Below are 26,047 nucleotides of genomic sequence, written 5' to 3'. Positions count from 1 at the left end.
ATTCGCACTCATCCTTTGGGTAAGCTACAATTATGGTTTACGTTTAAGGTATAAGTGTCTTGCACTTTAAGTAAAGATTGTACTGAGTGGCGTCGTAAATTCTTGCACCAAAAGGCCACGCGACTGTCTTTAGCGAAGATAAATTTCTCAGTTAAAGGAGATAACTGCTAGTAATGAAGCTATCTAGCCAAACTAATTTGGGTATTGTAACCCTTTTGTTTTTAGCATTTACTGCATTGTCTGTTGCCGAGTTACGTGAGCTACAATTAAACGCGTCTGAGGCGGTAACGCTGCAGGCTGAAAAAAGTGCGTTAGTTTACAAGAGTGCCGTTGCTCAACAGGTTTCTGTTTCCCCCCAAAATGAGCGTCTAGCACTAGAAACATTGACGGAAAGTGCCGTGGCACAGCCCTATATTTCTGTTGCATCAGTTATTGACGCTGACGGTAAAGAGGTATTGAGCGCAAAGGCCCTAAGCGAAGACACCTTGCCATCTTGGTATTCTCTTATTGACCCAAGTCCTAGTAACACAAAGCGTGTACCTTTATATAATAGTGAGAATAACCTCGTACTTACGGCAAGCAAAAGTACGATTGCTAGTAAGTTTGTCGCTGTACTGATTAAAAATTCCGCTGCTTTTCTCGCCCTTGCAGTGCTTCTTTCACTTTTCGTAATAATAACCAACCGACGGATAAAACGACCACTCGATGACACTGTTAAAAAGCTTAATGAAATTGGCAGTCATAATTTCACGTCGCCTGAACTAACGGCATCGAGTAAAGACTTTAAGCCGTTAACCGAAGCTGCTAACACCCTGGCAAACACGTTATCTTCTAAATTTGACGAGCTTAAGCGACAGTCAGCACTATTTAAAAAAGAAGCCAGCAAAGATTCACTCACAATGCTTGCAAATAGAGGCGCTTTCGAACGCCATATGCGTGCTCTATTAAACGAGAATGCAACTGCGCAAGAAAAAGAACTCATTATTGTCAGGCTAGCTCATTTAGGCAGCATAAATACAAAATTGGGTATGGTGCCGGGCGATAATTACATAAAATCGGTGGCGAATATTTTAGTGGAAGAAACCAAGAACAACCACAACGTTCGCTTTGTGTTTCGATTGTCGGGAGGCGATTTTGCGCTGATTAGCGAGGCAATGGAAGGCGCAGCCCGAGAACTCATGCTTACTAATCTTGCAAAACAATGTGCAAGTGTCTCGCCGCTTCGAGATGGAACAAAAGCAATCTTCATGGGTATAACGCGTTTTGTCGGTACTATGTCAATGCCGCAAATCATGGAAAGTGTTGATAGTGCCCTTATTACCGCCATGAAAACCCAGAACGGCTGGCAGTTAGCATCAGAAATATCAAAAGTGCACAGTAATACCCAGTGGCGTGAGCGACTGAACTACATTGTGTCACAGCAATACGCAGATATTATGATTCAACCTGTAATGAATACAGACCAAAACGTCCCCGCTTATTACGAAGCCTCAGGGCGCTTCAAGGATAAAGATACAAATGACGTGATCCCGATGGCACAGCTAATTCCAGCATCGGAGCGACTAGACTTAATTCCGCAGGTAGACAAGCTTGTCACCACAATCGTACTTAAGAAGTTAGAAGTAACCTCTCAACAGGTTGCTGTGAATTTAAGCATAGCATCAATTGCTAATGCTGAATTCAGAGACTGGTTGATAAAAGAAATCGCTAATCGCAAAACCTTAAGCCACAGACTGTTTTTTGAAGTCGAGGATGCTGCATTAATTCAGTACAGAGAGGTGACAGAATCACTTTGTCGACAGTTAATCAACATAGGCTGTGGAATTACCATTGAGCGCTTTGGTGATAATTTTTCCTCACTTTCAGGTCTTCGGGCGATACAGCCACAGTTTGTAAAACTTTCTGGTAGGCTAACGCAAGGCATTCACACAAATAAAGACAATCAACTATTTGTTTCAAGCCTTATTAGCATAGCCAAAGGCTTGAACATAAAAGTGATAGCAGAAATGGTAGAAAACGAAGCGGAATCAGTGGCGTTGAATAAGCTTGGGGTAGATCATCAGCAAGGTTATTATTTTGCTAAACCATCACTGTGGAATGTCTATTAATTCGTCGCTTCTTGGTATTACTCGATAGCATTTACCGAGATTGTTTAGCAGGTATCTACGTTGAAAGCCTTAGCACCTAGTCTAGGCTTCATCGGCCAGAATACATAGTTCAGAGAAAATAGTGAGCGTTTTTAACATCTTTTGGTGCCTACTGATTTTGTTTTGAATATAGGCTTTCTATGGCGTCAGCGCTTATCGGCCTTGAGTATAAGTAACCTTGCACATACTCTACGTTTAGTGATTTACAGTAGTCAGACTGACTCTCTGTTTCCACCCCTTCAACAACGATCTTCAGGTTTAGTTTATGGCCCACATTAACTATGGCTTCCATTAATGCACTATCGTACTCATTTTCCGGTGCGCCCTCGAGAAAAGAACGGTCGATTTTTAGATGCGTTACAGGAAAATGCTTTAAATAGCTTAACGAGGAATAGCCAGTACCAAAATCGTCAATAGATATTTCTACGCCAAGATCCCGCTGTGCTCGAAGATCTTCTAAAATAGTACTGTCTGATTTGATTAGCACGTTTTCAGTAAGCTCTAAACCAATATCGTCAGGCAACAAGTTGTATTCGTTTCGATAAGCAGTAAGGCACTCAAAATACGAGCTTTTCTCTAGCTCTTTGCCTGACACATTTACGTCGATACGAACTTCAATCCCCTTTTGCTTCCACACCTGGGCCTGTTGGCACGCTTTTCTAAGCACCCAATTTCCTATATCGCCTATCAGTTCACTACGCTCGGCGATAGGTATAAAAACATCAGGGGGCACAGCTTTGGTATTATCTAAAGGGCACCACCTAAGCAACGCTTCACATGAAGAAAACTTACCGGTTTTAACATCGACTTGGGGCTGAAATACAAGTTCAAATTCATCATTGCGCAGCGATTCTCTTAAATTAGCGGCTATGTTTCTTTGCTCGCGGAGCCGCTGACTTAAAGCCTTGGTGAAAAAATGGTACCTGTTGCGACCCTCAGCCTTTGCCTGGTACATAGCTGCATCGGCATGCTTAAGAATGTCGTCAATCACATCGCCATCACGAGGATACAAACTGATGCCAATGCTAGAGGTAATATGGACATTCTCAGTGCTAAGCGCAAAGCTCTCTGTGAAACAATCGGACAGCGTTTTCGCGATTTCCTCACACTTAATTTCGCAGGTTACATCGTTAGCCAAGTAAACAAACTCATCGCCGCCAAATCGCGCAAGTATTCCGTTAATGCTATCAATGCAGTCTGACAAGCGTTTGGCAACTGACTTCAGCAATTCATCGCCCCAAGTATGCCCCAAGGTATCATTAACCTCTTTAAACATGTCTAGGTCGATGAAGAACAGCCCAAAACCACTGTTGGATGACCTTGCATCCTCAATAACAGAGGTTAAACACTGTTCTAACGCGCGTCTGTTGGGTAAATTCGTAAGTAAATCAGTGCACGCCATTCGCTCCAGTTCTTGGCGTATCTCATGCTGTTCAGTTAAGTCAATATCAACACAATACATCTCTGGCGAGTCTGTACCTTGCTTCAACATTACGTGAGAAGAAAAAACGTGAATGGGCTGACCGCCCTTTTTCTTTAACACCAATTCATCGGAAGGGATAGGCTCATTAAACTCTATCCAGCGCTGATGAAATTTAATAACGTCATCCCGCATAAAGTTGGGGATAATGAGGTCTTCAAGCTTTTTACCCAGCGCTTCGGCTTCGCTGTAACCATAGATATCTTCGCTTGATCTATTCCAGTATATTACATCTCGGTACTTGTCGTATCCTTGCACAGATACTTTTGGTAAGGCACTAATGAGCTCAAGGAACCGCCTTTCGGCAGCACCATGATGTGCAAACAACAAGGGCCCCTCGTATCTCTGCAAGCTCATCTTACTCCCTTAGCGACTGTATAAGTACTCAGCGTTCGAAAAATTATCAGCCCAATTTCAGTGTAGTCTAAAACCAGTAATTAGATGGTCTTATAAGATGTAATACCGAACACAGATGAATAAATGATTACCGTAACCGCCAATACACCATACCGCGCAAATAGCACAAATAGGATTCGACAAAGGTTGTAATCTTTCTGATGTAAAAATAGATGGTGCGTCTACCCTGATTCGAACAGGGGACCTCTACCATGTCAAGGTAGCGCTCTAACCAACTGAGCTATAGACGCATGTAGAACTGTGTTGCACCTGTGAGGTGGGCGAATGCCGGACAACGGCGCGTATAATACTTAGCATAAGCGCCACCTGCAAGAAAAACTTATCAAAAGAAAGTTCAAGTGACTAATTTGACAGCAATTAGCCGTTTTGCAGACGATTAGCAATCTCTTTATATCATATTAAATGGAAGTGGCTTGATAGCGTCTACTAAGGTTCCGTCGTTTACAGCGCGCATAAAGTATTCACCCAGCCTGTCGGTTTCCTTTAACACCGTTTGCCAGTACTTAATTCGCGTGTCAGCATCAAGCACTTCAAAATCTTTCCTGTCTGGAATTTTGCTGTAAGGCAAATTTGCTACAAAAGAAGCAGAAGGGACTAACATCACCACATTATCGTAGCTTGAACTATGAGGCACCCTGCCCTTCAAGCCCTTATCAAACCATCCCGGAATAGGTTTATTGTAAAAGTGGGGATACAGAACTAATCCGTCATCCGGACCAAACGACAGATCGAAGTGGTAGTCGATAATACCGCCATCGCGATACATACCTACAGGTGCACCTTCAATTTCCGGTATGCCTTCAATCACAACCGGTATAGAACCTGAAGCCAGTAATGCTGTGTGGATATTACCCTGGGTTAAATCATGGTACTTAGTAGGCAGCTGGTAAGGATCGTTAATGGCAAAGTCCGTATTCGGTGTAGAAAAGACGTAGCGCGTGTATAAGCGCGATAAATTTTTGCGATTAACGGTGTTAGCCGCTGCGCTCATAGCTAAGCCCGAAAGCTGTCTGAATTTACTTTCAAAGCGGGTAGCCCCCAAACACTTAGCAACAATAAGGTGGGCTTTGAAGCGAGAGTTAGACAGCACCTCTTGCTTTCCTGCTTCGTCTACCATTTCTTTTAACAAGTCTTCGGCTTTAGCCGTAATTTCTCGGGGCGTTGGTTTTTCGCTGTACGTCGTTGTCGAGTAAGAAGTCGCTAGACGGTTTATGGCAGCCAACGGGTCGTCTTGAACAGCGCATATTGCTCGAAATGCACCTGCTGACGAGCCTATAACATGTATTTGATGGTCGATATTGGCAAACCATTCCGGAAACAGCACGCGGTCTAAGCCGGCAAGTGAAAACCATTTAGGGCCGCCAGAAGCACCCAAGAAGTAACTAAACAACTCAGGCGTAAACCCGTTTTTCATTATGGTTTCTCGTGCTTTTTTACCTGCGTATATATCTAAGGGTGCCACTCAATTTCCTTGCTAAGATGTTTTTATACAGCTTTAGTACAAGCGCTGGCTAGTAGCGATTGTTGAATATTTATAGGGCAATAAACCATGATTAATAGACGCCAAAGCTGTACCATTTGATTAGTTCAGAGAAATCTAACAGTTAAAGGGGCAAAAGTAACCTTTATGGCGATAGCCTCACATCTGCTCAGACCAGACTTATCAAGGATTTCACCCGAATTTTAAGGCCTGAGTGCATCTATCACTTTTAGAAATATTTGGTACTCATCATCAGTGATATTTTCCAATCGCTTATTTTGCCAGCAAATGATTTTGGGTAACAAGGTTTGGTAAATTTGCTCCCCTTTTATTGACAGTGAAATAAAGGTGGCGCGTTTGTCATATTCACAGGAACGTTTATGGATAGCTTCTCGTTTAACCAGTCGCTCTAGCGCTCGTGAAACTTGAACCTTATCTAGACGGGTTGCCATAGCGAGTTCTTTTGCCGTCAACGACGGCGCTTGCGCATTATCATTAGTAGCACCTAATGTGGCGAGAATACGCCACTCTGGATTGGTAAGCTTATAGTCAGCATATTCGTTCGCCAGCGACTCACTTAAATCGCTTGCTAACATCGCCACCTTATAGGCAAGCATGTCTTCTAGCTTCATGTGCTATTTCCCTTTATAAAAGTAAGCCAGTCAACGCCTATCATTAACAGTGTAAAGCTAGCGTACCGAAGTTTGCTTTACCCTTATCCCGCCAACTGTATACCTATTATTGATTTACATTTCATTTACCTCTAGCCTAAAACACATAGTTTCATTTGCAACTACTTTATTATTGATCTGGGAGCAGAGCCCAACGCTGGTCCCGCCTATTGGAGCGTATATGGATAACTTGTCTTATTTAACGGGCTTTAACAACGAGCACGAAACTGAAGCGCTGCCGGGCGCACTTCCTAAAGGTCAATTCAGTCCTCAGAAGGTGAACTACAAGCTTTACGCTGAACAGTTTAGCAGCACTGCATTTACTGCTCCTCGGGCTGAGAATCGCCGCAGCTGGACGTATCGCCTACGCCCATCTATCGCAATGGGTGACTTTGAAAAAATAGATAATGGTTTGGTAAGAACTGCACCAGAGACTGACGTGCATTGCCCACCTAATGTATTGAGGTGGAGTCCGGTACCTCTTCCTGAACAAAACATGGATTTCGTAGATTCGCTAATCACTATCGCCACTAACGGAGACGCTAAGGCGCAGGTGGGTATGGGCATACATTGCTACAGTGCTAATGCAAATATGCAAAACCGTGTTTTCTATTCTTCTGATGGTGAAATGCTTATTGTCCCTCAGCTTGGCGACATGCTCATTACCACTGAATTCGGCAAGCTCAATTTGTCTGTTGGTGAAATTGCGGTTATCCCTCGAGGTGTTCGTTTCGCTGTTAACCCTACTAATGGACCAATTCGTGGATATGTATGTGAAAATTACGGCCACCCTTTTGTGTTGCCTGAACGCGGCCCCGTTGGCGCAAACGGCTATGCTAATCAGCGAGATTTTTGTTACCCCACTGCTTGGTTTGAAGATAACGAAACGCCTCATACCATGGTCAACAAGTTCTGCGGCAACCTATTTGAAGCCCAACTTGATCATTCCCCTTTTGATGTGGTGGCTTGGGTAGGTAATTCTGCGCCTTATAAATACGATCTTTCTCGTTTCAACGTAATGAACACCGTAAGTTTCGATCATCCTGACCCATCTATTTTTACCGTCCTTACCTCACCGTCTGAACTAGAGGGTACAGCGAACGTAGACTTCGTTATTTTTCCACCGCGATGGATGGTAGCGGAAAACACTTTTCGTCCACCGTATTACCACAGAAATATCATGAGTGAATTTATGGGGCTTATTGAAGGTACGTACGATGCCAAAGAACATGGCTTCGTGCCGGGCGGTATGAGCCTTCACAACTGCATGACGCCTCATGGACCTGAAGCTGAAGTTTTTGAAAAAGCGTCTAACGCTGAATTAGCCCCTCAGCGTTACGAAAACACATTGGCATTTATGTTTGAGTCTCGTTATGCCATTGCACCAACGGAATTTGCTTTAAATAATGACATTCGCCAACGGGACTATTTGGCGTGCTGGAAAGGTCTTAAGAAATATTATGATGGTCAGAAGTAATCGCGCTACTTCCCTTTATGCTTACTAGTATTAGAAGGTTTACTCGTTTTGCTACCTGTATCAATTTATGAACACAGGCATTAGCCGTAAAATTTGTTAAATTCATAATATGTTCAATAGGTTAGAGCAAGCTTATTTGCTCTAACCTAACGTTACAACCGCAGGTGAAAACTAAACGTTACAGTCTCGCTTTCCATTGTCAAAACGGTCATACACGCCTGCTATTGCTTGATTTTTCACTGCAGCCTTACAATCGGGTAACAATTATAAAATACGATTTACGTTGAGGATGTATCGCTATGGCTGATTTGTTTGAAAACCCAATTGGTTTGGACGGGTTTGAATTCTTAGAATTTACTGCGCCGGAAAAAGGCATACTAGAGCCTATCTTTGAAGCGATGGGCTTTACGCTCGTTGCACGCCACAAATCAAAAGACGTTGAGCTATGGCGTCAGGGCGACATCAATTTGCTAAGTAACTACGAAAAAAACTGCCATGCAGGCTACTATGCTGAAGAGCACGGTCCTTCAGCGTGTGGCATGGCTTTTCGCGTTAAAGATTCCCAGCACGCTTATAAAGAAGTACTTGCTCGCGGTGCACAGCCTATGGACACACACACAGGCCCAATGGAATTGAAACTACCCGCAATAAAAGGCATTGGCGGCGCTATGCTTTACCTTATAGACCGTTACGAAGGCGAAAACACCATTTATGATATCGACTTCAACTGGGTTGAAGGGGTAGATCGCCACCCTGAAGGATGTGGATTCCATACCCTCGACCACCTTACCCATAATGTGTATCGCGGTCGCATGGATTTCTGGGCAGGATTTTACGAAAAATTATTTAACTTCAGAGAAATTCGCTATTTCGACATTAAAGGGGAATATACTGGCCTACTGTCGAAAGCCATGACAGCGCCAGACGGTAAAATCCGTATACCGCTAAACGAAGAAGCAGTTGGCGGTGGCGGCCAAATTGAAGAATTCTTAATGAAGTACAACGGTGAAGGTATTCAGCATATCGCTTTTGCTTGTGACGACCTTGTGGCGTGTTTAGATAAGCTTAAAGCGAAGGGCATGAAGTTTATGACGCCTCCGCCAAATACCTATTATGAAATGCTAGAAGAGCGCTTGCCTGGTCATGGTGAGAACGTTGACGAACTTCAAAAGCGCGGTATTTTGCTTGATGGTACTACCGAGAATGGTGAACCTCGCTTGTTGCTTCAGATTTTCTCTGAAACCGTTTTTGGCCCGGTATTCTTTGAATTTATTCAGCGCAAGCAAGATGAAGGCTTTGGAGAGGGTAACTTCAAAGCCCTGTTTGAATCTATTGAACGGGATCAAGTTGACCGCGGCGTGCTGAACAAGTAATTGCCTCGCGCTAGGCGAGCTAAATCGCTTAGTAGGCTATCGATTAAGGCAGCGAGTAGGCTCTACACGCTGCTTTTTTTATTTTTCGCTTTTAGTGCGCTACTTCTAATCGTGGTGGTATTTAAATCCCTGCTTAGCTTTGTCCCTTCTCATAAAGTGCACAAGCTGCACCGCTTGGATCAGTAATCACACAGAAGCTGTCTTTGCCATGGTGGCGTATGTCGCCCACCTGCCTTCCGCCTTTTTCAATTACCGCATTTAAAGCTGACTCAAGATTTTCCACCGTAAAATAGTTAATCCACCCACCTGGATACTGCGCATTAACGCCTTGCTTATGACAAATACCGCCTACTGGTGTGCCGTCGGGCTTCATCATGACGTAATCGCTGTAGCCTCCCATATCAATAGGTTCTTTCTTCCACTTCATTACAGCTTCATAAAAGCTGACGAGTTCATCTGCGTTTTCTACAGTAATATCGCACCATGATGAATCTGACATTGTCGTTTTCTCTCTTGTTAGGTTTAGGGGTAATGCTTGCCACTTTCGTCAAAACTAGCGCCAGAAAAACCGTTCAACTGCTTTGCGCTTTCTCCGTTCTAGATATACCTAGTTCATGTTGCGCCTAATCTCTGCTGCTAACTTTTTCTGATGGTTTGGCTCCTGTGGTGTTGGCTCCTGCGGTATTAGCTCCTGCGGTAAAACGCTCTTGGTGTATTTAGTTTTGAACTCTAGAATTTAAAATGTAAAGCGTAACTAATGAATTTAGCCTCTTACGAAATATTTGTTAAATGTTAGATCGTTTTAATTTTCACGCGCAGTCAGTTCAATAAGTTTTACATGCAAGATCGTCGGTGATTCTCTGTTTTTCAATGCGCTGAATTTTTTTAAAAAGTGGTGCTTGTCAAGCTAAGAAATTGCAAAATCATCAAACATTTTTTATTTTAGTTGTAGACATGACCTGTGGAAAATGCTTGTAAATTAGAGAATGTTATCCACTGCACATTGTTTGTACAGTTTATTTAATCAATTAATATCAACAACTTACAACAAGACCCCAAACTACTCAACAAACTTATCCACAGATTAAGTGGATAACACGTAGCACTTAGTCACAGTTAGTGGTTTAATGTGAATATCTTCGAAGTTATCTTTTTTCCAATTTTTCATGCCAAAACAAACACTGCTAGTTAGAGAATCTTTGTTTACAATTCACAGTTTGGATCCAGAAAATGATATCCCAGCTTCTGTACTTAAAAGCCCGCTGTTTTTTCTGGGCAAAACAGAAGATGAGTTGTCTATTGTTGTGCCAGACTCTATTGATGTTCCCTCCCTTGATAGCGATGACGGTTGGCGTGCTCTTGAGCTATTAGGCCCTTTGCACCTGTCCATGGTAGGGATCATGGCACAAATAGGCGAAGTATTAGCATCGGCTAAGGTCGCAATTTTCGTTGTATCAACCTTTGATACTGATTTCTTTTTGGTAAAAGATAATAAACTAAAAGATGCTGTTCGCGCCCTTAAGGGAGCGGGCTACACAGTGAATCAGGACATTTAAAGTAGTGAACGCTAAGCAATTACAGTACGCGCCAGACAGTTTTGCCAAGCAATTTGTCACCATAAGTCCATTTTCGGGGCGGGTGATATCGCTTTGCGATATTGATGACCCTTTTTATCAAAGTGGACTTATGGGGCCAGGCGCAGCCATAAGTTCTAATTCTAATACTGTGATCTCTCCTTTTGCTGGCAAAGTGATAAAGGTTTCGCCCTTGGACTATGCTATCGATATACAATCTAGCGCTGGTCTTAAATGCAAAATTAAATACGGCGGTGATACGACTCATCTACATGGCGCACAATTCGTCAGCGCGTTAAAGAGCGGCGAGCAAATTACACCCAAACAGGTACTTTTTACTGTAAATGCCGCATGGCTAAAACAACGTGGTGTAAGCAACACTTGTGCGCTAACCTTGCTGAATGCACAAGCGCTTATCGGTGTATTGCCCACCCACCAAAGATTTGTAGAAGCCGGTGAAGATACACTTCTAACACTCTACCTATAACTTCATCCTCAACCTAAACACAGGCTTTCACCCTCAAAAAACCATCGCGAGTGAGTTTAACAACGTACCAACTGCTTGTATGATGTAGCAAACAAGAAAAGTCGACAGCTGAAATACTGTGGGTGCTCAAGACGCACTTAGCGTTTTTCTTCTTATGCACCGACATAAATACTGGACTTAATGGCACGCTAGCAACCGTGTCATCATCAATTAACAATAAAGTAGTATGGAATAAATCACCATGAGCACAATCCTTTATGGGATCCCTAACTGTGACACCATCAAAAAAGCAAAGAAATGGTTAGCAGATAACGATATCGCGTTCACATTTCACGACTACCGAAAAGACGGTATCGACAGCGATTTTCTTGTACGCGCTGAGTCTGAGCTTGGCTGGGAAACCATGTTAAATAAACGTGGAACTACCTATCGCCAGTTAGAAGAGCAGGAGAAAGCGAACTTAGATAAAGACAAAGCACTGGCCTTGTTAGAGCTTCACCCCGCTATGGTTAAACGCCCTATTCTTCTTCACGACAATGCTTTTCACATTGGGTTTAAGCCTGCACAGTATGAGGAAATATTTTGTTAAACGATTCTGTTATTGAAATTGCTAAGCAACTCATAAACCGCCGTTCTGTAACGCCAGAAGATGCAGGCTGCCAAGAAGCCATGGGCGAATTTTTAGGCGCGCTGGGGTTTGATAATGAAACCATGGTGTTTGAAGACACCACTAACCTTTGGTCTCGCCGAGGTAAAGAAGGCCCCGTATTTTGTTTTGCAGGCCATACCGATGTGGTACCAAGCGGCCCGGAATCGGCTTGGAAAACACCACCTTTCACCGCAACAGAAGTTGATGGCTATTTGCACGGTCGCGGCGCTGCCGACATGAAAGGCAGCCTTGCTGCTATGCTAGTCGCCACCCGCGAATTTGTGAACAAGTACCCAGACCACAAAGGAAGCATTGCCTACCTTATCACGAGCGACGAAGAAGGCCCGTTTATTAACGGTACTACACGCGTAATCGACACCCTAGAAGCACGAAATGAAAAAATTGACTGGTGTATTGTTGGTGAACCCTCTTCAACAGACGAAGTCGGTGATATTGTCAAAAATGGTCGTAGAGGCTCATTAACTGGCGATTTAGTTGTTAAAGGTGTGCAAGGTCATGTCGCCTACCCTCATTTAGCTAACAACCCGGTGCACAGCGCCATGGCGGCTCTTGATGAATTGGCAAAATCACACTGGGATAACGGTAACGACTTCTTCCCACCCACCAGCTTTCAGATTTCAAATATTCACGCAGGCACAGGTGCTGGTAATGTGATACCTGGCGAACTTCACGTATGCTTCAATTTCCGTTTTTCAACAGAAGTGACCGACCAACTTCTTATTGAACGTGTCACCACTATCTTAGATGCTCACGATTTTGAATACGAGATAAACTGGACCTTTAATGGTCAGCCATTTTTGACCGATACGGGCGCGCTATTAGAAGCAACTCAAGGTGCGATTGCTGCAGTTAAAGGTACACCTACGGTACTCTCAACTGCCGGCGGCACATCTGATGGCCGCTTTATTGCACCTACGGGAGCACAAGTTATAGAGCTAGGCCCGGTTAACGCCACTATTCACAAAATTGACGAGTGCGTAAAAATGGCTGACCTAGAGCAACTCGCCGATATGTACTTCGGTATCTTAGAACGCTTGCTGGCTAAGTAGCCTTTTTTGTCGTACATGAATCAGATACCGCAACAAGCATGGCTAGGCCAGCACAACGACTATCTTGTTGATGCTGGCAACGGCCATAGGCTTCATCAAGACGTTATTTCGCCCTTTCTTGCTATGCAAGATGCTGCGCACAATGACGGAGTAGATTTACAGTTAGTCAGTAGCTTTCGAGATTTTGACAGGCAAACCGCCATTTTTAACCGCAAATGGACGGGGCAGGCGCAGCTTCTTGATGTTACCGGCACAGAACTTTCTTTCGAAACGCTCAACGATAATGAAAAACTGCATGCTATTTTGACCTGGTCTGCGCTACCTGGCGGCAGTCGCCATCATTGGGGTACCGATATTGACGTGTATGACAAAGCTGCTGTGCACAATTGGGGCGGCAACTTTAACCTTGTTGAAAGCGAATACCTATCTGGCGGCCCCTGTCATAACCTTTCCTGTTGGCTAGCTGATAATATGGAACAGTTCGGTTTCTATCGTCCTTTCTCTGTCAATAGTGGCGGCGTGGCCGTTGAGCCTTGGCATTTAAGCTTTAAAAGCACAGCAAGTACCTTTGAAAGTGCCAGAAACCTAGACGGTTTCACTCAAGCCATTGAACAAAGCGGTATAAAAGGTAAATCGTGTATTTTGCCGCAGCTACCTACCTTGTATAATCGCTACGTTTTGAACAAAGGGCGCTAGCCTACGGGATTTCTATGAGTACAACCTGGGTCATCATCGTTATTGTTTTAGTATTGGGCGTTGTTATCGGGAACATCACGCTACTTAAATACAGTGCTAAGTTTAAATTCCCTACCCCTTCTAAGCCGTATGATGATGACAAAGACGGTAACGAATATGGTGACGAGAACGACAATCCAAACAGAGACTCAAACCGCCCACATGCCGAGACTGAATCGGCCGGCGACAATGCTTCGTTAAAGCAAACACATAGTAATAGTGGCGATAACGACAAGAAATCCGTGAAATAGCTTTTTCATTCAACTCCACTAACGATAGTAGCGCTTGAATCGAGTACCTAATTCAAATTTTTTAGTTAGGTGCTTTTAGTCAGCATGTGCATCAAAGGATGCCGTTTAGGCTAGTTGCTAGCACAAACCACTCACTATCTTCCTGTCACATAAATGCACTCTACGAGGTTCTAGACGTGTCTAATAAACAATCCTTACTAAGCAATATCGGCGTTCAAGTTGTCATTGCTATGATCATTGGTACTGCCGTTGGTGCTTTTATGGGCGAAAGCGCTGAAATGTTCGCACCTTTGGGAGCTATTTTTATCAACTTGATAAAAATGCTGGTTATTCCACTGGTCGCCGTGGCGCTTATCTCAGGTGCAGCGGGGCTAGGTAACAGCACCAACGCAGGAAAAGTGGGGCTATCAACCCTAGCCTATTTTGGCTTAACCTCGGCCCTCGCTGTAGCGCTTGCACTTATAATGGGTGAAGTGTTTAAGCCAGGTATTGGTATCGATGTATCATCGGTACAAGGCATGTTCTCTGGCGAATACGCTTCTAAAGGTGAACTCCCCTCTTTTTGGGCAACCGTGACAGGCATGATCCCAACTAATGTGTTTGCGTCATTGACTAACGCTAACATTCTACAAATTTTAGTGTTTTGCTTATTCTTCGGTCTTGCCCTTTCCAAACAGCCGAAAAAGAACCGTGAGCCTATTTTAAATGGGATAAACACTATCGTTGATGCCATGGTGTGGATGATTAACTGCGTAATGAAAATTGCCCCCATCGGCGTTTTTGGCTTGATGGCAGAAGCAGTGGGCACATTCGGCTTTGCCGCGCTTATGGTGGTGTTCAAACTTTTCTTAGTGTTTATTGCTGCTATTTTGGTGTTTGGTTTTGTGGTCTACCCCCTACTGGTTCAACTATTTACAAAAATCTCGGCTAAGTCTTTTCTTGTTGCGATGAAAAAGCCGCAAGCAGTGGCGTTATCAACGGCATCATCTATGGCAACGCTACCAGTTACCATGAATACTGTCGAAAACGAACTGGGTGTAAGAAATGCGACGGCGTCGTTTGTACTGCCGTTGGGTGCCACTATTAATATGAGCGGAAACGCCATCTATTATGGTTTAGTAGCTGTGTTTTTTGCACAGCTTTTCAATATCGATTTATCAATGGGCGCCTATATCGCTATTATTTTGACTTCTACCCTTGGCGCCGTAGGCCAAGCAGGCGTACCTGGCCCGTCATTCTTGGTCGTTGCCGTGTTACTTGCTGCAGGCATTCCTATTGAAGGCTTACCTTTGTTGTTTGCCCTCGACAGAATTTTTGACATGATCCGTACCGCTCTGAATATTACCGGTGACGCGGCTTGTGCCCTAATTATTGATACTATAGCTATTGATAAAACTGACAGCGATGGTAGTGCTAGCGATACTGCTTTTAAAGAAAAGATGGACACAGATAAAAACTAAAAAATGTGCATTCAATTGGCAGCGAAACTGCCAATGGAAAAGTGCGTTTTACAGGAAAAGAAAAAGGTGGTCACTTTACAGTGCCACCTTTTTTAATGCGCTAACAATATATAGCTTAAGTTAGTTTAGGTTATTGTGCTTGTTTAGCGCCTTTGTTTTTCACATACTTTTCAAGCCACTGGTCTTGCTCCCAAAGGGTGTGCAATACGCTTTCTTTCGCTCGGTATCCATGACTTTCTTTTGGCAGCATAACTAATCGCGTCACTGCACCTAAGCCTTTCAGGGCGTTAAAATAACGTTCACTTTGCATAGGGTAGGTTCCCGAATTATTGTCTGCTTCCCCATGTATCAGTAAAAGTGGCGTCTTCATTTTCTCAGCGTGCATAAATGGCGACATAGTGTAATACACGTCAGGCGCATCCCAGTAATGGCGTTCTTCCGACTGAAAACCAAATGGGGTCAGTGTACGATTGTAGGCGCCAGAACGGGCAATTCCCGCAGCAAATAAATCCGAATGGGACAACAGGTTTGCCACCATGAAGGCACCATAGCTATGCCCGCCTACCGCGACACGCTCTGGGTCAATAAGCCCTTTTTCGTCTAGCGCATCAATTGCTGCCTTTGCATTGGCAACTAGCTGAGGCCTGAAGGTGTCGTTAGGCTCTTCGTCTCCCTCCCCTACAATAGGAAAAGAAGCATCGTCTAGCACAACATAGCCTTTGGTTACCCAACAGATAGGCGAGCCGTACCATGGATAAATAAAACGATTAGGGTTTTGTGTATTTTGACCTGCGCTAGATTTATCCTTAAATTCTTCTGGGTAGGCCCATAGGATCATAGGGTAGCGTTTGCCTTCTTCGTAATCTGTTGGCAAATATAAGGTACCTGTTAAATCTAAACCGTCGTTGCGCTTGTACGTAATCACTTCTTTCTTAACGTTTTGAATACTTTCGAAAGGATTTTCGAAGTGGGTTAACTGAGTCAGGGTGTTATCTTTTAAGCTACGGAAATAGTAGTTCGGATAATCTCGCTTAGACTCAATTCTTACCAACAAGCGGTCGTTTTTCATATTGAAATCGCGCAAGTCTTCAAATTTATCTGTGTATTCACTTAAGTAAACACGCGATGTTTCTAGGGTTTTAAGGTTTATTTTGTCTAAGAACGGGAACTGCCCTTCAGGTGTAAAACCATCTCCAAGCAAAAACGCATGCTCTTCATCTAGTGCAAGCACATCTTTAAAATATGTATTTTTGCGGGTAACAAAGCTGCCTGGGTCGCTGTATTTATCTTGATAGCTTCGGTTTGAAATAATCTTTGCAGATTTACTTTGATCAGGACTAAACAGATAAGTTTTTAGGTTGCGGGTATTCCACCAATAGTCCATCGCTACCGCAGTACTGTCGTCGCTCCAAATAAAGCGATAAAACCTGTCCTCTGTTTTAAGGATTTGCTCAGCTTCGCCACTAAATGGCGCTTCAAGCTGCATTAGCTTGTCACGGTGCGTCACCTGTGTCTCAGGGTCTCCCCCGTCAAGCGCTTCAGCGTATACAATTGTATTTGGTTTATCGTTGCGCCACTGTACATCGCGAGGCCCATTACGAACAGCCATGAAGCCTTGTGGTAAGTCTTCGATAAGCGGAACGTCGACAAGTGTTTTAGCTAGCGTTCCATTTTTATTATACAAGCTAATAGTGTGAGGAAAGCGGCGATAGGTCACTAAATAAGAAAACGGGGTGTTGTACTCTTGCACCATCACGTAATCGCCGGCAGGAGAAACGCTAATATCGCCATACATTCCTGACGCTAACCAAGGTGAAGGCTCCCCTTTTAGTGGCACGTTATAAATTTCAGAACGGGCTAATTGCTCAAAATTAAACTCATCATTCTTATTTTTCAGCAAGTCTTGATATGTGCGGTTTTGTGCTTTTTTACCGTCGCTTACTGAAATCGTTGGGCCCGTTGGCACCGCTACGCTGGTGTCGATTAAGCCTTTTCTATCTTTGGGTACCACTTTTACTAAAAGTGAAAGACTATCTGCATTCCAGTTTAAGGTATCGCCCATATTCGCACTTATGGGCTTATCAAAAAGCTTTCTCGCCGCTGCCGCTTCGATATCAAGCACCCATAGCTCAACACCTTTACTTGTAGTGTGAGTGAACGCCATATAGCGCTGATTCGGTGACCAAGAAAAGTTGGTGAGACGTGGTGTTTCAGGCATGCCTTTAACAGCAATGCTATCCTTATTCCCTACCCGCTGAACCTCTAACTTATTGTAAAAAGTGACACGACTTCCGATGTTGGTGACAGGGTCAATTCTAAGGCCTGCTAAGCGAAGCTCTTCTTTCGATAAGTCTTCTATCGACTTATAGTTATCGCGAAACAACAGCACCATATTCTTTTGTGCATCATCTACGAGGGTCGCTGGCGCAAGCGTAACATCTACTAAATCTAGAATTTCTTTAGACGGTTTTTGATACTGAAGGCCATCCTGCGCAAATAGCTGACAGGAGCATGCTGCAAATAGGACAAACATCCATTTTCTAAGCATTCTTTTTCCTTAAAAAGGTTTTTATAAGAGTAAAAACAAAAAAGCGAGGCATTGCCACTGTTGAAAAACATCTGGCTTAAGCCTCGCTTCAATTGATTGATAAGCGCATACTTTAAAAACTATACACTTTTTGTATTTATACCGGCGTCGTTTTTACTGCAGTACCGCTAATGCTCACCATTAGCATGCTGCCTTTATCACCTATTACTTGATAGTCTAGATCTATACCAACCACAGCGTTGGCGCCCATGCTTCTTGCTTCATGTTCTAGTTCGGTAAACGCTAGTTTTCGCGCAGTGGTAAGTTCTTCTTCATAAGACCCCGAACGACCGCCCACGATATCCCGAATAGACGCGAAAAGATCTTTAAACACATTTGCGCCCATTACGGCCTCGCCTACAACAATGCCGTAATAGGCTTCAATTTTGTGACCTTCCAAGGTTGGGGTAGTTGAAACAATCATGCGAAACTCCTTTTAATGTGAACTGTTAATTTATCGCTATTCGGGCATACCCGCCTAGCTGTTATTCTTAAGCCATTGCGCAATGGTCTCAACAAGCGCCTGCGCTTCACTGGTGTCATAGGCCACTGTAGGCTGATTACCCCATACAGGTTTTGGCCAAGCACAGTCGTTTTCAAAACGCGCGACGTGGTGGACATGAAGCTGTCTTACCACGTTACCTAATGCGGCTACATTAAGTTTTAATGGTGAAAATATGGCTTGCATTGCTTTTGAAGCCAGCGCAGATTCTCGTAGCAAGACCGCCTGCTCATCTTCTGATAAATCGATAATTTCCGCGATATCATTTTTCATCGGCACCAGTATGAGCCACGGAAACTGACTGTCGTTCATTAACAGTACACGACACAGCGAGAGATCACAGACAAAAAATGTATCATTGTGTAAACGGCTATCGAGTTTAAACATCTAGCTTATCCAGTGTGGTAGGCACCACGGTTAATAAGGCACGTTGTCCAATGGCAACCTTTGCGTTAGGAAAAACAATGGCTTCACCGTCTTGCTCTGCTATGTACTCTTTGCCTGGTTCAGACGCCAGCACTGTGCCCTTAGGGTAGTCAGTGAAATTTGGCGTATCGTCATCGAACTGAAGTGTAAACGCTTCTTCCTGGCGGTTTATTACTTGGTTCACACGATAGATATCAAGGTCTTCCATATTTACCGAAGGTGAAAAGTCTTGTTCCGTTATAAGCTGTGTGAGTGCGCTTTTAGCATCTGCAAACCGGCTCATATCGTTTTGCCCAAACGGGCGTACTTTTCCAAGTTCAACGGTAAACGCATGGGCGTTATATTGATAAGAAGAAAAATAGCTAAACGTGGTGGTTGAACTTTCAGAAAGTAGAATGGTTTTTACCCCGCACGCCGCGAGGAAGGCAAGCTGCCCTTTGCTGTGAACTCTGTCATGAAGATAGGGATATACCGCAAACTTTTCATTTTTAGAAGCGCGAATTGCCGTATGTAGATCGTAGTGATAACGGGTACCCTCAGCCGCTTCAAAGAAAGACGCCACCGCTTCTTCTAGCTGCTTAGCACGCACACGTTCGGCGTTCACTAAACCCTCGCCTTTTGAGTGCGCCCCGCTGAATAACCGATTCATGTTCTCTTCGACAAAGCGCTCAGCAATATCCATGGCCGGTAAATTACCGAATAAAAACAGCACATCATGTGCTAACGTCATTGCCCCCGTAAGGATGCCTTTAACCAAGTCATCACAAATTTCGATAGGTGCAGTTTCATTACCATGAACACCACAAGACAATACAATACGTTTGTTTGGGAAGGAGGTAGGCTGTACAGAAAAACTAATGATGCCAGGCGCAGTAATGCTGACATCAGTGCCATTGGCTAGTGTAAATTGCTGAGCACGTTCGAATAACTCGGGTTGACGGCGAGAAAGTGTTAAAAATTGGCCGCTTTCGATAAGTTCTTGCATAAATGTGAGCTTTGTTGACTTTGTCTAATCTCGGATGGCTTAAGTGTACCGAGACCGTCTATCAAAATCACCTAATCGCAAGGTTTTATTGCGCTAAACTGTAACTAATAAACAACGCTTTCGAGCACTTGTTGCGATATTCAGCATGGTCAGGCCGCTCTGTAATAACGAGTGTTTATTAGTATTTAACCTAGTTCGGTGAGCAAAATTGGAGAGACTAGAAGCCAAGTTGAAATAAAGTGCAGAGCTACTGAGATTAATTGCGATTGACTAGTATTGATAGTAGTTAGGCCTGTGCCCTTCTTGGCGAACTTCCAATAATGATTTCTTGCTGAGTAAGTTGAACAAATTCAGTGAAAGGTACGGCTCGAGAGAACAAATACCCCTGACCTTGGGAAACCCCTACTTCTCGAAGAATGTGAAGTTGTTCTACGGTTTCAATGCCCTCAGCGACGACACTACACCCCTTTGCGTGACCTATTACTTTCGCAGCCTCTATAATCGCCCTATTGACCGGGTGCGCTTCTAACTCCATCACAAAAGATTTATCTATTTTAAGTGCATCAAGATCGAGGTCGCGAATATAAGCGAGGTTAGAATATCCTTTGCCGAAGTCATCTACTGATATAGCCACACCGAGACTTCTCAATTCATCTAGTTGCTTTTTCACCATCAGTGAATTAGACAGCGCTACATCTTCTGTGAGCTCTAATTCAATGAGGGACAGCGGCAAACCATAAGTGTCACTTAACATTGTCAGCGTAGGTATCAACTGATTGTCATAGAGCTGGGTAGGTGAAATATTTACCGAAAGAACAATGGGCATTTTTAACCCATCAAGTTCAGCAAGGGCCTTAAATGCTTGCTCTAACGTCCAGTACCCCAGTTCATTCATCATATTGTATGACTCTGCGGCTTCAATTAATGGCCCGGGAAACAATACACCATCAAGAGGATGGTTCCAACGTAACAAACACTCACCACCCACCACTTCAAGGGTATTCAGATCAACTTTGGGTTGGTAATAAAGCTCAAGTTCATTTTGAGCTAGCGCGCGTTTTAGGTCAGCTTTTAACGCTAAGCTTCTTCCAGTATTAGATTTGTCTGATTTAGTTAACGCGAAGTAGTTTTCGTATTTATTCTCTTTGGCCTGCTTTAATGCAGATTCGGCCCGAGATACAAACGCGGTAATCTCAAACCCGCCGTCTTCGCCGCATACTACGCCAACATTAAAGTCAGCAATAAATGCTGTGCCATCATAATGCATAGGCGTTTTGAAATGTTCTACAAGGCGCTCGAACATTTGCCGCATTACGGTTTCTTTATTTTCGTTGGGAAAAACGATTCCAAACACATCGCCGCTGATTCGCCCAATAAGCACATGTTGACCAAAAAGGTGTTGAATACGGTTGGCTATCTCTAGTAGGAAACGGTCGCCGACGTGAATACCTAAACTCGTTGTTACATCTGAAAAACGCACAACATCAACCAGCATCAAAGAAATAGATGTGCTTTGAGACGCTTGTTTTAAAACGCTATCGATAAACGCATAGCGATTGGGGATGGTTGCCAGTGATGTGTGTTGGCTCATGATGTTTTCCTTGAGCTTTACGCTTCTAGGTACTAAAAACAACTACTTATATAAGACCATGTCGCTACAAATGGCGCAACGACACTTGCGTATTATTTTGCATACCTTCTTATACTTTTGTACAACATTGTTTTATTAAGCGCCCTTGCTTTGCCAATAGCTATTTAGTAAGTGTTAATAGAGTACCCAATAAACCTTTCAAGTAAGGCAATGCGTTATGAGGATGCACCGATATAACAATATAGACGCTTTTTAAGAAGTAATAAAAAACCCGGCTAGTCTAACACTGCCGGGTTCTTTCTATACGCTTCTGCGATTAGCTTTCAATCTTACACGGTGAAAGCTTCCAAACGCGCTCAACGTAGTCACGAATTGAGCGATCTGAAGTGAACTTACCCATCTTCGCTGTGTTGATAATAGCCATTTCCGCCCAGCGCTCTTTGTCGCGATACGCAGCATCAACGGCTATTTGCGCGTCAGAATAGGCGCGGAAATCCGCGAGTACCATGTAAGGGTCGCCGTTATCTAGCAGGCTTTGCTTGATAGATACTAAGGCTCCTGGTTTACCCGGCGTGAAATAATCAGTTTCCAACCAGTCCAGCACAGCTTTAATCTCAGGGTCTTTGTAGTAGTAATCATGCGGGTTATATCCGCTCGCTTTTAGCTCGTTAACTTCTTCTACAGTAAGCCCAAAGATAAAGATGTTGTCATCACCTACTTCTTCAGCAATTTCAACGTTTGCTCCATCAAGTGTTCCAATAGTAACCGCACCATTTAGTGCAAGCTTCATATTACCTGTACCTGATGCCTCTTTACCTGCCGTACTGATTTGCTCAGACACGTCTGCTGCAGGGATCATTTTCTCTGCAAGTGACACGCGGTAGTTTGGTAAGAATGCAACTTTGATCTTATTGTTTACGCGCGGGTCGTTATTGATCTTGTCAGCAACTTTATTAATCGCGTAAATAATGTCTTTTGCCAGCTTGTAGCCCGGTGCAGCTTTTGCACCGAATACAAATACACGTGGGTGCATATCGTAATCAGGATTCTCAAGAATACGACGGTACAACGCCATAATATTTAATAGTGCTAAATGTTGACGCTTATATTCGTGCAAACGCTTAATCTGCACGTCAAAAATAGCATTAACGTCTACTTCTATATCCAGTGACTTGCGGATCTCTTCTGCTAACAACTCTTTGTTCTCAAGCTTCACTTTCATGAATTGCTTCTGGAACGTTTTGTTGCTTGCGAATTTTGCTAAGCCCTGCAGCTTATCTAAGTCGCGCGGCCAGTCATCACCAATTTTCTTATCAATAAGTTTAGACAGTCCTGGGTTACACGCTTTCAACCAGCGACGCGGCGTAATACCGTTGGTCACGTTAGTAAGCTTACCCGGGTACAGGTCGTCAAATTCAGGGAAAAGCGATGACTTAACAAGACGAGAGTGCATTTCTGCCACGCCGTTAACCGCAAACGAGCCAATTACTGAAAGATGACCCATTCGCACCATTTTCTCGTTACCCTCTTCAATAATTGAAAGCTTAGCTTTCATGGCATTGTCGCCAGGCCATTTCTTATCAACCTCTGCCATAAAGCGATGGTTGATTTCGTAAATGATTTCCAAGTGACGAGGAAGAATTTTCTCAATCATACGTGCAGGCCACTTTTCGAGTGCTTCTGGCAGCAAGGTATGGTTGGTGTAGGCGAATACTTTCGTACAGATGCCCCAAGCTTCGTCCCAACCTAACTCTGCGCGATCCACAAGAATACGCATTAGCTCTGGTATTGAAATAGCTGGGTGAGTATCGTTTAGCTGGATAACAACCTGGTCTGCAAAACGGCTCCAATCGTCACCGTGGGCGCGCTTGTAACGACGAATAATGTCTTTAAGCGAGCATGAGCAGAAGAAATATTGCTGAATAAGGCGTAGCTCTTTACCCGCTTCGGTTTCATCGTTTGGATAAAGCACTTTTGAAATGGTTTCTGCCTGCACGTTTTCACGCTGAGCATCAACGTAACCACCCGCATTAAATACGTCCCAATTGAAGTAATCAGACGCTTCTGACTGCCACAAACGCAATACGTTTACTGTTTTACCTTCATAGCCTACAACCGGAATATCCCATGGTACACCTTTTACGATGGAACCAGGGTGCCACTCTTTAAGCACACGACCATTTTCGCCGTACTTTGTTTCTACGTAACCATAAAGAGAGACTTCTTGTATAGATTCTGGGCGGCAAATTTCCCACGGGTTGCCATAATCACGCCAGCTATCTGGGCGCTCGATTTGTGCACCGCTCTTAATTTCCTGACGGAATAAACCGTGTTCGTAGTGAATACCATACCCAATGGCAGGCAACTCCATGGTCGCTAGCGAGTCAATAAAACACGCTGCAAGTCGACCAAGACCGCCGTTGCCAAGTGCCATGTCTGGCTCTTCTTCCAGAATATCTGAAATTTCAACGCCTAGCTCTTTTAATGCGCCGCCAGCAACATCGAACAGGCCAAAGTTTTGCAGGTTATTTGAAAGTAAACGACCCATAAGGAATTCGGCCGAAAAGTAATGAACGGCGCGGGTGTCGTTCAAATAGTGACTCTTTTGCGTCTTGCGCAATCCTTCAAGCACTTGCTCTTGAATTGCCGCACAAGTTGCTTTCCACCATGCGTGGTTGTTGGCTTTGTTTTCGTCGGTGCCTAGCGTGCAGTGTAAGTGTTTGATGACCGCTGCTTTGAATGCAGCTTTATCGATCACAGGAGAGGTTTGCGTCTTGGTCGCTTTTGCGTTCATTTTGCGTCTCACTCTTAAATAGAAGCGGTGTTTTCACACCGAAAACGTAATTTAATTACAGAATAACTTCAGAATATGACAGCAATATAGCAGCGCTTAAACGATTATGTTGTAATAATTTTGTTAAAATAACAAAAAAGCGCATGAATTCGTATGCATTCATGCGCTATTTAACACTTTATTTACAAATCAGCGTTAAAAATGATTTGTTTTTGTACTTATTTGATGATTTTACCTACCAAGGCTTCAGCTTCGCCAATTAATTCTTGTAAGTGGCTTTCACCATTAAAGCTCTCTGCGTAGATTTTGTAGATCTGCTCGGTGCCCGATGGGCGAGCTGCAAACCAGCCGTTTTCTGTTGATACTTTAACACCACCAATGGCTGCATTGTTGCCCGGAGCGTGAGTTTGCACAGAAGTTATAGGCTCACCTGCTAACGTATCGCTAGTGACTACAGACGCATCCATAGCTGAAAGTTTCTGCTTTTGCTCCAAGGTTGCTGCTACGTCAACACGGCTATATACCGGTGCTGCAAATTTCTCCGTTAGCACTTTGTAGTGCTCGCCCGGGTCTTTGCCTGTAACGGCTAGAATTTCTGCTGCCAACAAGCAGAGAATAAAGCCGTCTTTATCTGTAGCCCAAGTGCTTCCATTGCGCTCAAGAAAAATACCACCCGCACTTTCTTCACCAGCGAAACCAATAGTGCTGTTAGATAGACCACCTACAAACCATTTGAAGCCAACAGGCATTTCAGCCAGCGGCTTACCTAGGCTATTCGCTACGCGGTCAATCATGCTGCTAGATACAAGTGTCTTGCCAATATTTAAGTCACTTGGCCAGTCTGGACGGTGGGTATAAAGGTAGTTAATCGCCACGGCCAAATAGTGATTAGGGTTCATCAGCCCCGCACTTTTGCACACGATACCATGACGGTCGAAATCTGGGTCGTTGCCCCATGCTAAATCGAAGTTGTCTTTTAGCTCGATTAACCCTGCCATGGCGTAAGCAGATGAACAATCCATACGAAGTTTGCCGTCTTTGTCGCGGCGCATAAAACCAAACTGAGGGTCAACGGCATCATTAACCACTGTGATGTCTAACCCATATTTTTCAGAAATACGCGACCAATATCCTACCCCGGCGCCACCCAGTGGGTCTGTGCCTAATTTTAGGTTCGCTTTTGCAATCGCTTCCATGTCGATGACTTTGGCTAAGTCTTCGATATAAGGTTCCATAAAGTCTTCTTCACGAACCAGTTTACGCTCGGTAGCTTGGCGAATATCAATACGCTTAACATCTTTGTTGCCATCAGCAATTAGCATGTTCGCGCGCTCTTGGATTTGCTTGGTTACGTCGCTATCGGCAGGGCCACCATGAGGGGGGTTGTATTTAAAGCCACCGTCTGAAGGAGGGTTATGAGAAGGCGTAATAACAATTCCATCGGCCTTGTCTGTATTACCAGCACGATTATAACGAATAATAGTGCGGGAAATAACGGGCGTTGGCGTATAGCCCATGCTCTCGTTATCTGAACGTTGCACCACAACATCTACGCCGTTGGCACATAAAACTTCTATGGCAGTGATCATGGCCGGTTCAGATAACGCGTGAGTATCTTTACCAACGTATAGCGGACCGTCAATACCTTCCTGCTTGCGGTATTCTACCAAAGCTTGGCAAATTGCACTGATGTGAGTGTCAGTAAAAGTTGCGTTTGACGCCGTACCTCGGTGGCCAGAAGTACCGAAGGACACCGCCTGGCCCGGGTCATTCATATCCGGTTTATAGCTGTAATACTGGCTCACTAACTGGGGTACGTTAATGAGTTGCTCTTTTGCTGCATGCTCTCCAGCCTGCGGATGTAATGCCATGAAAAAAGTCCTTATTTAGA

The 26,047-nt window shown here is 44.0% G+C and carries 21 protein-coding genes and 1 tRNA gene; 10 read left to right on the top strand and 12 right to left on the bottom strand.

What is annotated here, in order from left to right:
- Positions 1-173 precede the first annotated feature (173 nt).
- Positions 174-2,108: an EAL domain-containing protein gene (locus V7R55_RS09640; RefSeq protein WP_334059271.1), complete on the top strand. Its 1,935-nt coding sequence runs from the start codon at positions 174-176 to the stop codon at positions 2,106-2,108.
- A gap of 148 nt (positions 2,109-2,256) precedes the next feature.
- Here the strand turns inward: V7R55_RS09640 and V7R55_RS09635 are convergent, their stop codons facing one another.
- From V7R55_RS09635 to V7R55_RS09620, 4 genes are all read right to left on the bottom strand, one after another.
- Positions 2,257-3,984, bottom strand: a complete 1,728-nt coding sequence (locus V7R55_RS09635) for a sensor domain-containing protein (protein WP_334059270.1) — start codon at positions 3,982-3,984, stop codon at positions 2,257-2,259.
- A gap of 213 nt (positions 3,985-4,197) precedes the next feature.
- Positions 4,198-4,274, bottom strand: a tRNA-Val gene (locus V7R55_RS09630).
- A 158-nt stretch (positions 4,275-4,432) separates the two neighbouring features.
- A complete protein-coding gene (locus tag V7R55_RS09625) occupies positions 4,433-5,506 on the bottom strand; it encodes a patatin-like phospholipase family protein (RefSeq protein WP_334059269.1) in 1,074 nt (357 codons plus the stop codon).
- Positions 5,507-5,727: 221 nt separating this feature from the next.
- Positions 5,728-6,156: a MarR family winged helix-turn-helix transcriptional regulator gene (locus V7R55_RS09620; RefSeq protein ID WP_334059268.1), complete on the bottom strand. Its 429-nt coding sequence runs from the start codon at positions 6,154-6,156 to the stop codon at positions 5,728-5,730.
- Between the two features lie 220 nt (positions 6,157-6,376).
- Here V7R55_RS09620 and hmgA point away from each other — a divergent pair, with 220 nt between their 5' ends.
- Together hmgA and hppD are read left to right on the top strand one after the other, a co-directional pair.
- Positions 6,377-7,672, top strand: coding sequence for a homogentisate 1,2-dioxygenase (gene hmgA, locus V7R55_RS09615; RefSeq protein WP_334059267.1), 1,296 nt, complete (start codon positions 6,377-6,379; stop codon positions 7,670-7,672).
- Positions 7,673-7,971: 299 nt separating this feature from the next.
- The gene (gene hppD / locus V7R55_RS09610; RefSeq protein WP_334059266.1) at positions 7,972-9,045 is read left to right on the top strand and encodes a 4-hydroxyphenylpyruvate dioxygenase; all 1,074 of its coding nucleotides are present in this window, start codon (positions 7,972-7,974) and stop codon (positions 9,043-9,045) included.
- A 133-nt stretch (positions 9,046-9,178) separates the two neighbouring features.
- Here the strand turns inward: hppD and V7R55_RS09605 are convergent, their stop codons facing one another.
- Positions 9,179-9,544 carry a VOC family protein gene (locus V7R55_RS09605; protein ID WP_334059265.1) on the bottom strand — a complete coding sequence of 122 codons (366 nt, stop codon included), beginning with the start codon at positions 9,542-9,544 and terminating at the stop codon, positions 9,179-9,181.
- Positions 9,545-10,211: 667 nt separating this feature from the next.
- On the opposite strand from V7R55_RS09605, the gene V7R55_RS09600 reads away from it, so the two are divergent.
- The 7 genes from V7R55_RS09600 to V7R55_RS09570 all read left to right on the top strand — a co-directional run bounded on the left by V7R55_RS09600 (position 10,212) and on the right by V7R55_RS09570 (position 15,271).
- Positions 10,212-10,601: an ACT domain-containing protein gene (locus V7R55_RS09600; RefSeq protein WP_334059264.1), complete on the top strand. Its 390-nt coding sequence runs from the start codon at positions 10,212-10,214 to the stop codon at positions 10,599-10,601.
- A gap of 4 nt (positions 10,602-10,605) precedes the next feature.
- Positions 10,606-11,106, top strand: coding sequence for a PTS sugar transporter subunit IIA (locus V7R55_RS09595; protein WP_334059263.1), 501 nt, complete (start codon positions 10,606-10,608; stop codon positions 11,104-11,106).
- 241 nt (positions 11,107-11,347) lie between these two features.
- On the top strand, positions 11,348-11,695 hold the full coding sequence (locus V7R55_RS09590; RefSeq protein ID WP_334059262.1) for an ArsC family reductase: 348 nt from the start codon (positions 11,348-11,350) through the stop codon (positions 11,693-11,695).
- The gene (gene dapE / locus V7R55_RS09585; protein WP_334059261.1) at positions 11,689-12,825 is read left to right on the top strand and encodes a succinyl-diaminopimelate desuccinylase; all 1,137 of its coding nucleotides are present in this window, start codon (positions 11,689-11,691) and stop codon (positions 12,823-12,825) included. Before V7R55_RS09590 ends, dapE begins: the two co-directional genes overlap by 7 nt.
- Before the next feature lie 15 nt (positions 12,826-12,840).
- Positions 12,841-13,521 carry a M15 family metallopeptidase gene (locus V7R55_RS09580; protein ID WP_334059338.1) on the top strand — a complete coding sequence of 227 codons (681 nt, stop codon included), beginning with the start codon at positions 12,841-12,843 and terminating at the stop codon, positions 13,519-13,521.
- 14 nt (positions 13,522-13,535) lie between these two features.
- Positions 13,536-13,811 (top strand): DUF2897 family protein, encoded by a 276-nt coding sequence (locus V7R55_RS09575; RefSeq protein WP_334059260.1) that lies wholly within the window; start codon positions 13,536-13,538, stop codon positions 13,809-13,811.
- Positions 13,812-13,987: 176 nt separating this feature from the next.
- Complete coding sequence (locus tag V7R55_RS09570; RefSeq protein ID WP_334059259.1) at positions 13,988-15,271, top strand: dicarboxylate/amino acid:cation symporter; 1,284 nt, start codon at positions 13,988-13,990, stop codon at positions 15,269-15,271.
- Positions 15,272-15,401: 130 nt separating this feature from the next.
- Here the strand turns inward: V7R55_RS09570 and V7R55_RS09565 are convergent, their stop codons facing one another.
- From V7R55_RS09565 to pgm, 7 genes are all read right to left on the bottom strand, one after another.
- Positions 15,402-17,819: an alpha/beta hydrolase family protein gene (locus V7R55_RS09565; RefSeq protein WP_334059258.1), complete on the bottom strand. Its 2,418-nt coding sequence runs from the start codon at positions 17,817-17,819 to the stop codon at positions 15,402-15,404.
- A 136-nt stretch (positions 17,820-17,955) separates the two neighbouring features.
- A complete protein-coding gene (locus tag V7R55_RS09560) occupies positions 17,956-18,282 on the bottom strand; it encodes a heavy metal-binding domain-containing protein (protein WP_025254804.1) in 327 nt (108 codons plus the stop codon).
- 54 nt (positions 18,283-18,336) lie between these two features.
- Positions 18,337-18,747 (bottom strand): HIT domain-containing protein, encoded by a 411-nt coding sequence (locus V7R55_RS09555; protein WP_334059257.1) that lies wholly within the window; start codon positions 18,745-18,747, stop codon positions 18,337-18,339.
- The gene (gene astE / locus V7R55_RS09550; protein ID WP_334059256.1) at positions 18,740-19,771 is read right to left on the bottom strand and encodes a succinylglutamate desuccinylase; all 1,032 of its coding nucleotides are present in this window, start codon (positions 19,769-19,771) and stop codon (positions 18,740-18,742) included. The genes V7R55_RS09555 and astE overlap by 8 nt, the downstream gene beginning before the upstream one ends.
- Positions 19,772-20,057: 286 nt before the next feature.
- The gene (locus tag V7R55_RS09545; RefSeq protein ID WP_334059255.1) at positions 20,058-21,362 is read right to left on the bottom strand and encodes a putative bifunctional diguanylate cyclase/phosphodiesterase; all 1,305 of its coding nucleotides are present in this window, start codon (positions 21,360-21,362) and stop codon (positions 20,058-20,060) included.
- A 316-nt stretch (positions 21,363-21,678) separates the two neighbouring features.
- Positions 21,679-24,156 (bottom strand): glycogen/starch/alpha-glucan phosphorylase, encoded by a 2,478-nt coding sequence (locus V7R55_RS09540; protein WP_334059254.1) that lies wholly within the window; start codon positions 24,154-24,156, stop codon positions 21,679-21,681.
- A gap of 218 nt (positions 24,157-24,374) precedes the next feature.
- Positions 24,375-26,027, bottom strand: a complete 1,653-nt coding sequence (gene pgm / locus V7R55_RS09535; protein WP_334059253.1) for a phosphoglucomutase (alpha-D-glucose-1,6-bisphosphate-dependent) — start codon at positions 26,025-26,027, stop codon at positions 24,375-24,377.
- Positions 26,028-26,047 lie beyond the last annotated feature (20 nt).

The sequence above is a fragment of the Alteromonas sp. S005 genome, from assembly GCF_036864475.1.
GTDB lineage: Bacteria > Pseudomonadota > Gammaproteobacteria > Enterobacterales > Alteromonadaceae > Alteromonas.
This window is presented reverse-complemented; position numbering and strand designations above follow the sequence as displayed.

Excerpts from the sequence above, each read along its gene's own strand:
- V7R55_RS09640 (WP_334059271.1), top strand. The coding sequence starts at position 174 with ATGAAGCTATCTAGCCAAACTAATTTGGGTATTGTAACCCTTTTGTTT.
- V7R55_RS09635 (WP_334059270.1), bottom strand. The coding sequence starts at position 3,984 with ATGAGCTTGCAGAGATACGAGGGGCCCTTGTTGTTTGCACATCATGGT.
- V7R55_RS09620 (WP_334059268.1), bottom strand. The coding sequence starts at position 6,156 with ATGAAGCTAGAAGACATGCTTGCCTATAAGGTGGCGATGTTAGCAAGC.
- hmgA (WP_334059267.1), top strand. The coding sequence starts at position 6,377 with ATGGATAACTTGTCTTATTTAACGGGCTTTAACAACGAGCACGAAACT.
- hppD (WP_334059266.1), top strand. The coding sequence starts at position 7,972 with ATGGCTGATTTGTTTGAAAACCCAATTGGTTTGGACGGGTTTGAATTC.
- V7R55_RS09605 (WP_334059265.1), bottom strand. The coding sequence starts at position 9,544 with ATGTCAGATTCATCATGGTGCGATATTACTGTAGAAAACGCAGATGAA.
- V7R55_RS09600 (WP_334059264.1), top strand. The coding sequence starts at position 10,212 with ATGCCAAAACAAACACTGCTAGTTAGAGAATCTTTGTTTACAATTCAC.
- V7R55_RS09590 (WP_334059262.1), top strand. The coding sequence starts at position 11,348 with ATGAGCACAATCCTTTATGGGATCCCTAACTGTGACACCATCAAAAAA.
- V7R55_RS09580 (WP_334059338.1), top strand. The coding sequence starts at position 12,841 with ATGAATCAGATACCGCAACAAGCATGGCTAGGCCAGCACAACGACTAT.
- V7R55_RS09575 (WP_334059260.1), top strand. The coding sequence starts at position 13,536 with ATGAGTACAACCTGGGTCATCATCGTTATTGTTTTAGTATTGGGCGTT.
- V7R55_RS09565 (WP_334059258.1), bottom strand. The coding sequence starts at position 17,819 with ATGCTTAGAAAATGGATGTTTGTCCTATTTGCAGCATGCTCCTGTCAG.
- V7R55_RS09560 (WP_025254804.1), bottom strand. The coding sequence starts at position 18,282 with ATGATTGTTTCAACTACCCCAACCTTGGAAGGTCACAAAATTGAAGCC.
- V7R55_RS09555 (WP_334059257.1), bottom strand. The coding sequence starts at position 18,747 with ATGTTTAAACTCGATAGCCGTTTACACAATGATACATTTTTTGTCTGT.
- astE (WP_334059256.1), bottom strand. The coding sequence starts at position 19,771 with ATGCAAGAACTTATCGAAAGCGGCCAATTTTTAACACTTTCTCGCCGT.
- V7R55_RS09545 (WP_334059255.1), bottom strand. The coding sequence starts at position 21,362 with ATGAGCCAACACACATCACTGGCAACCATCCCCAATCGCTATGCGTTT.
- V7R55_RS09540 (WP_334059254.1), bottom strand. The coding sequence starts at position 24,156 with ATGAACGCAAAAGCGACCAAGACGCAAACCTCTCCTGTGATCGATAAA.
- pgm (WP_334059253.1), bottom strand. The coding sequence starts at position 26,027 with ATGGCATTACATCCGCAGGCTGGAGAGCATGCAGCAAAAGAGCAACTC.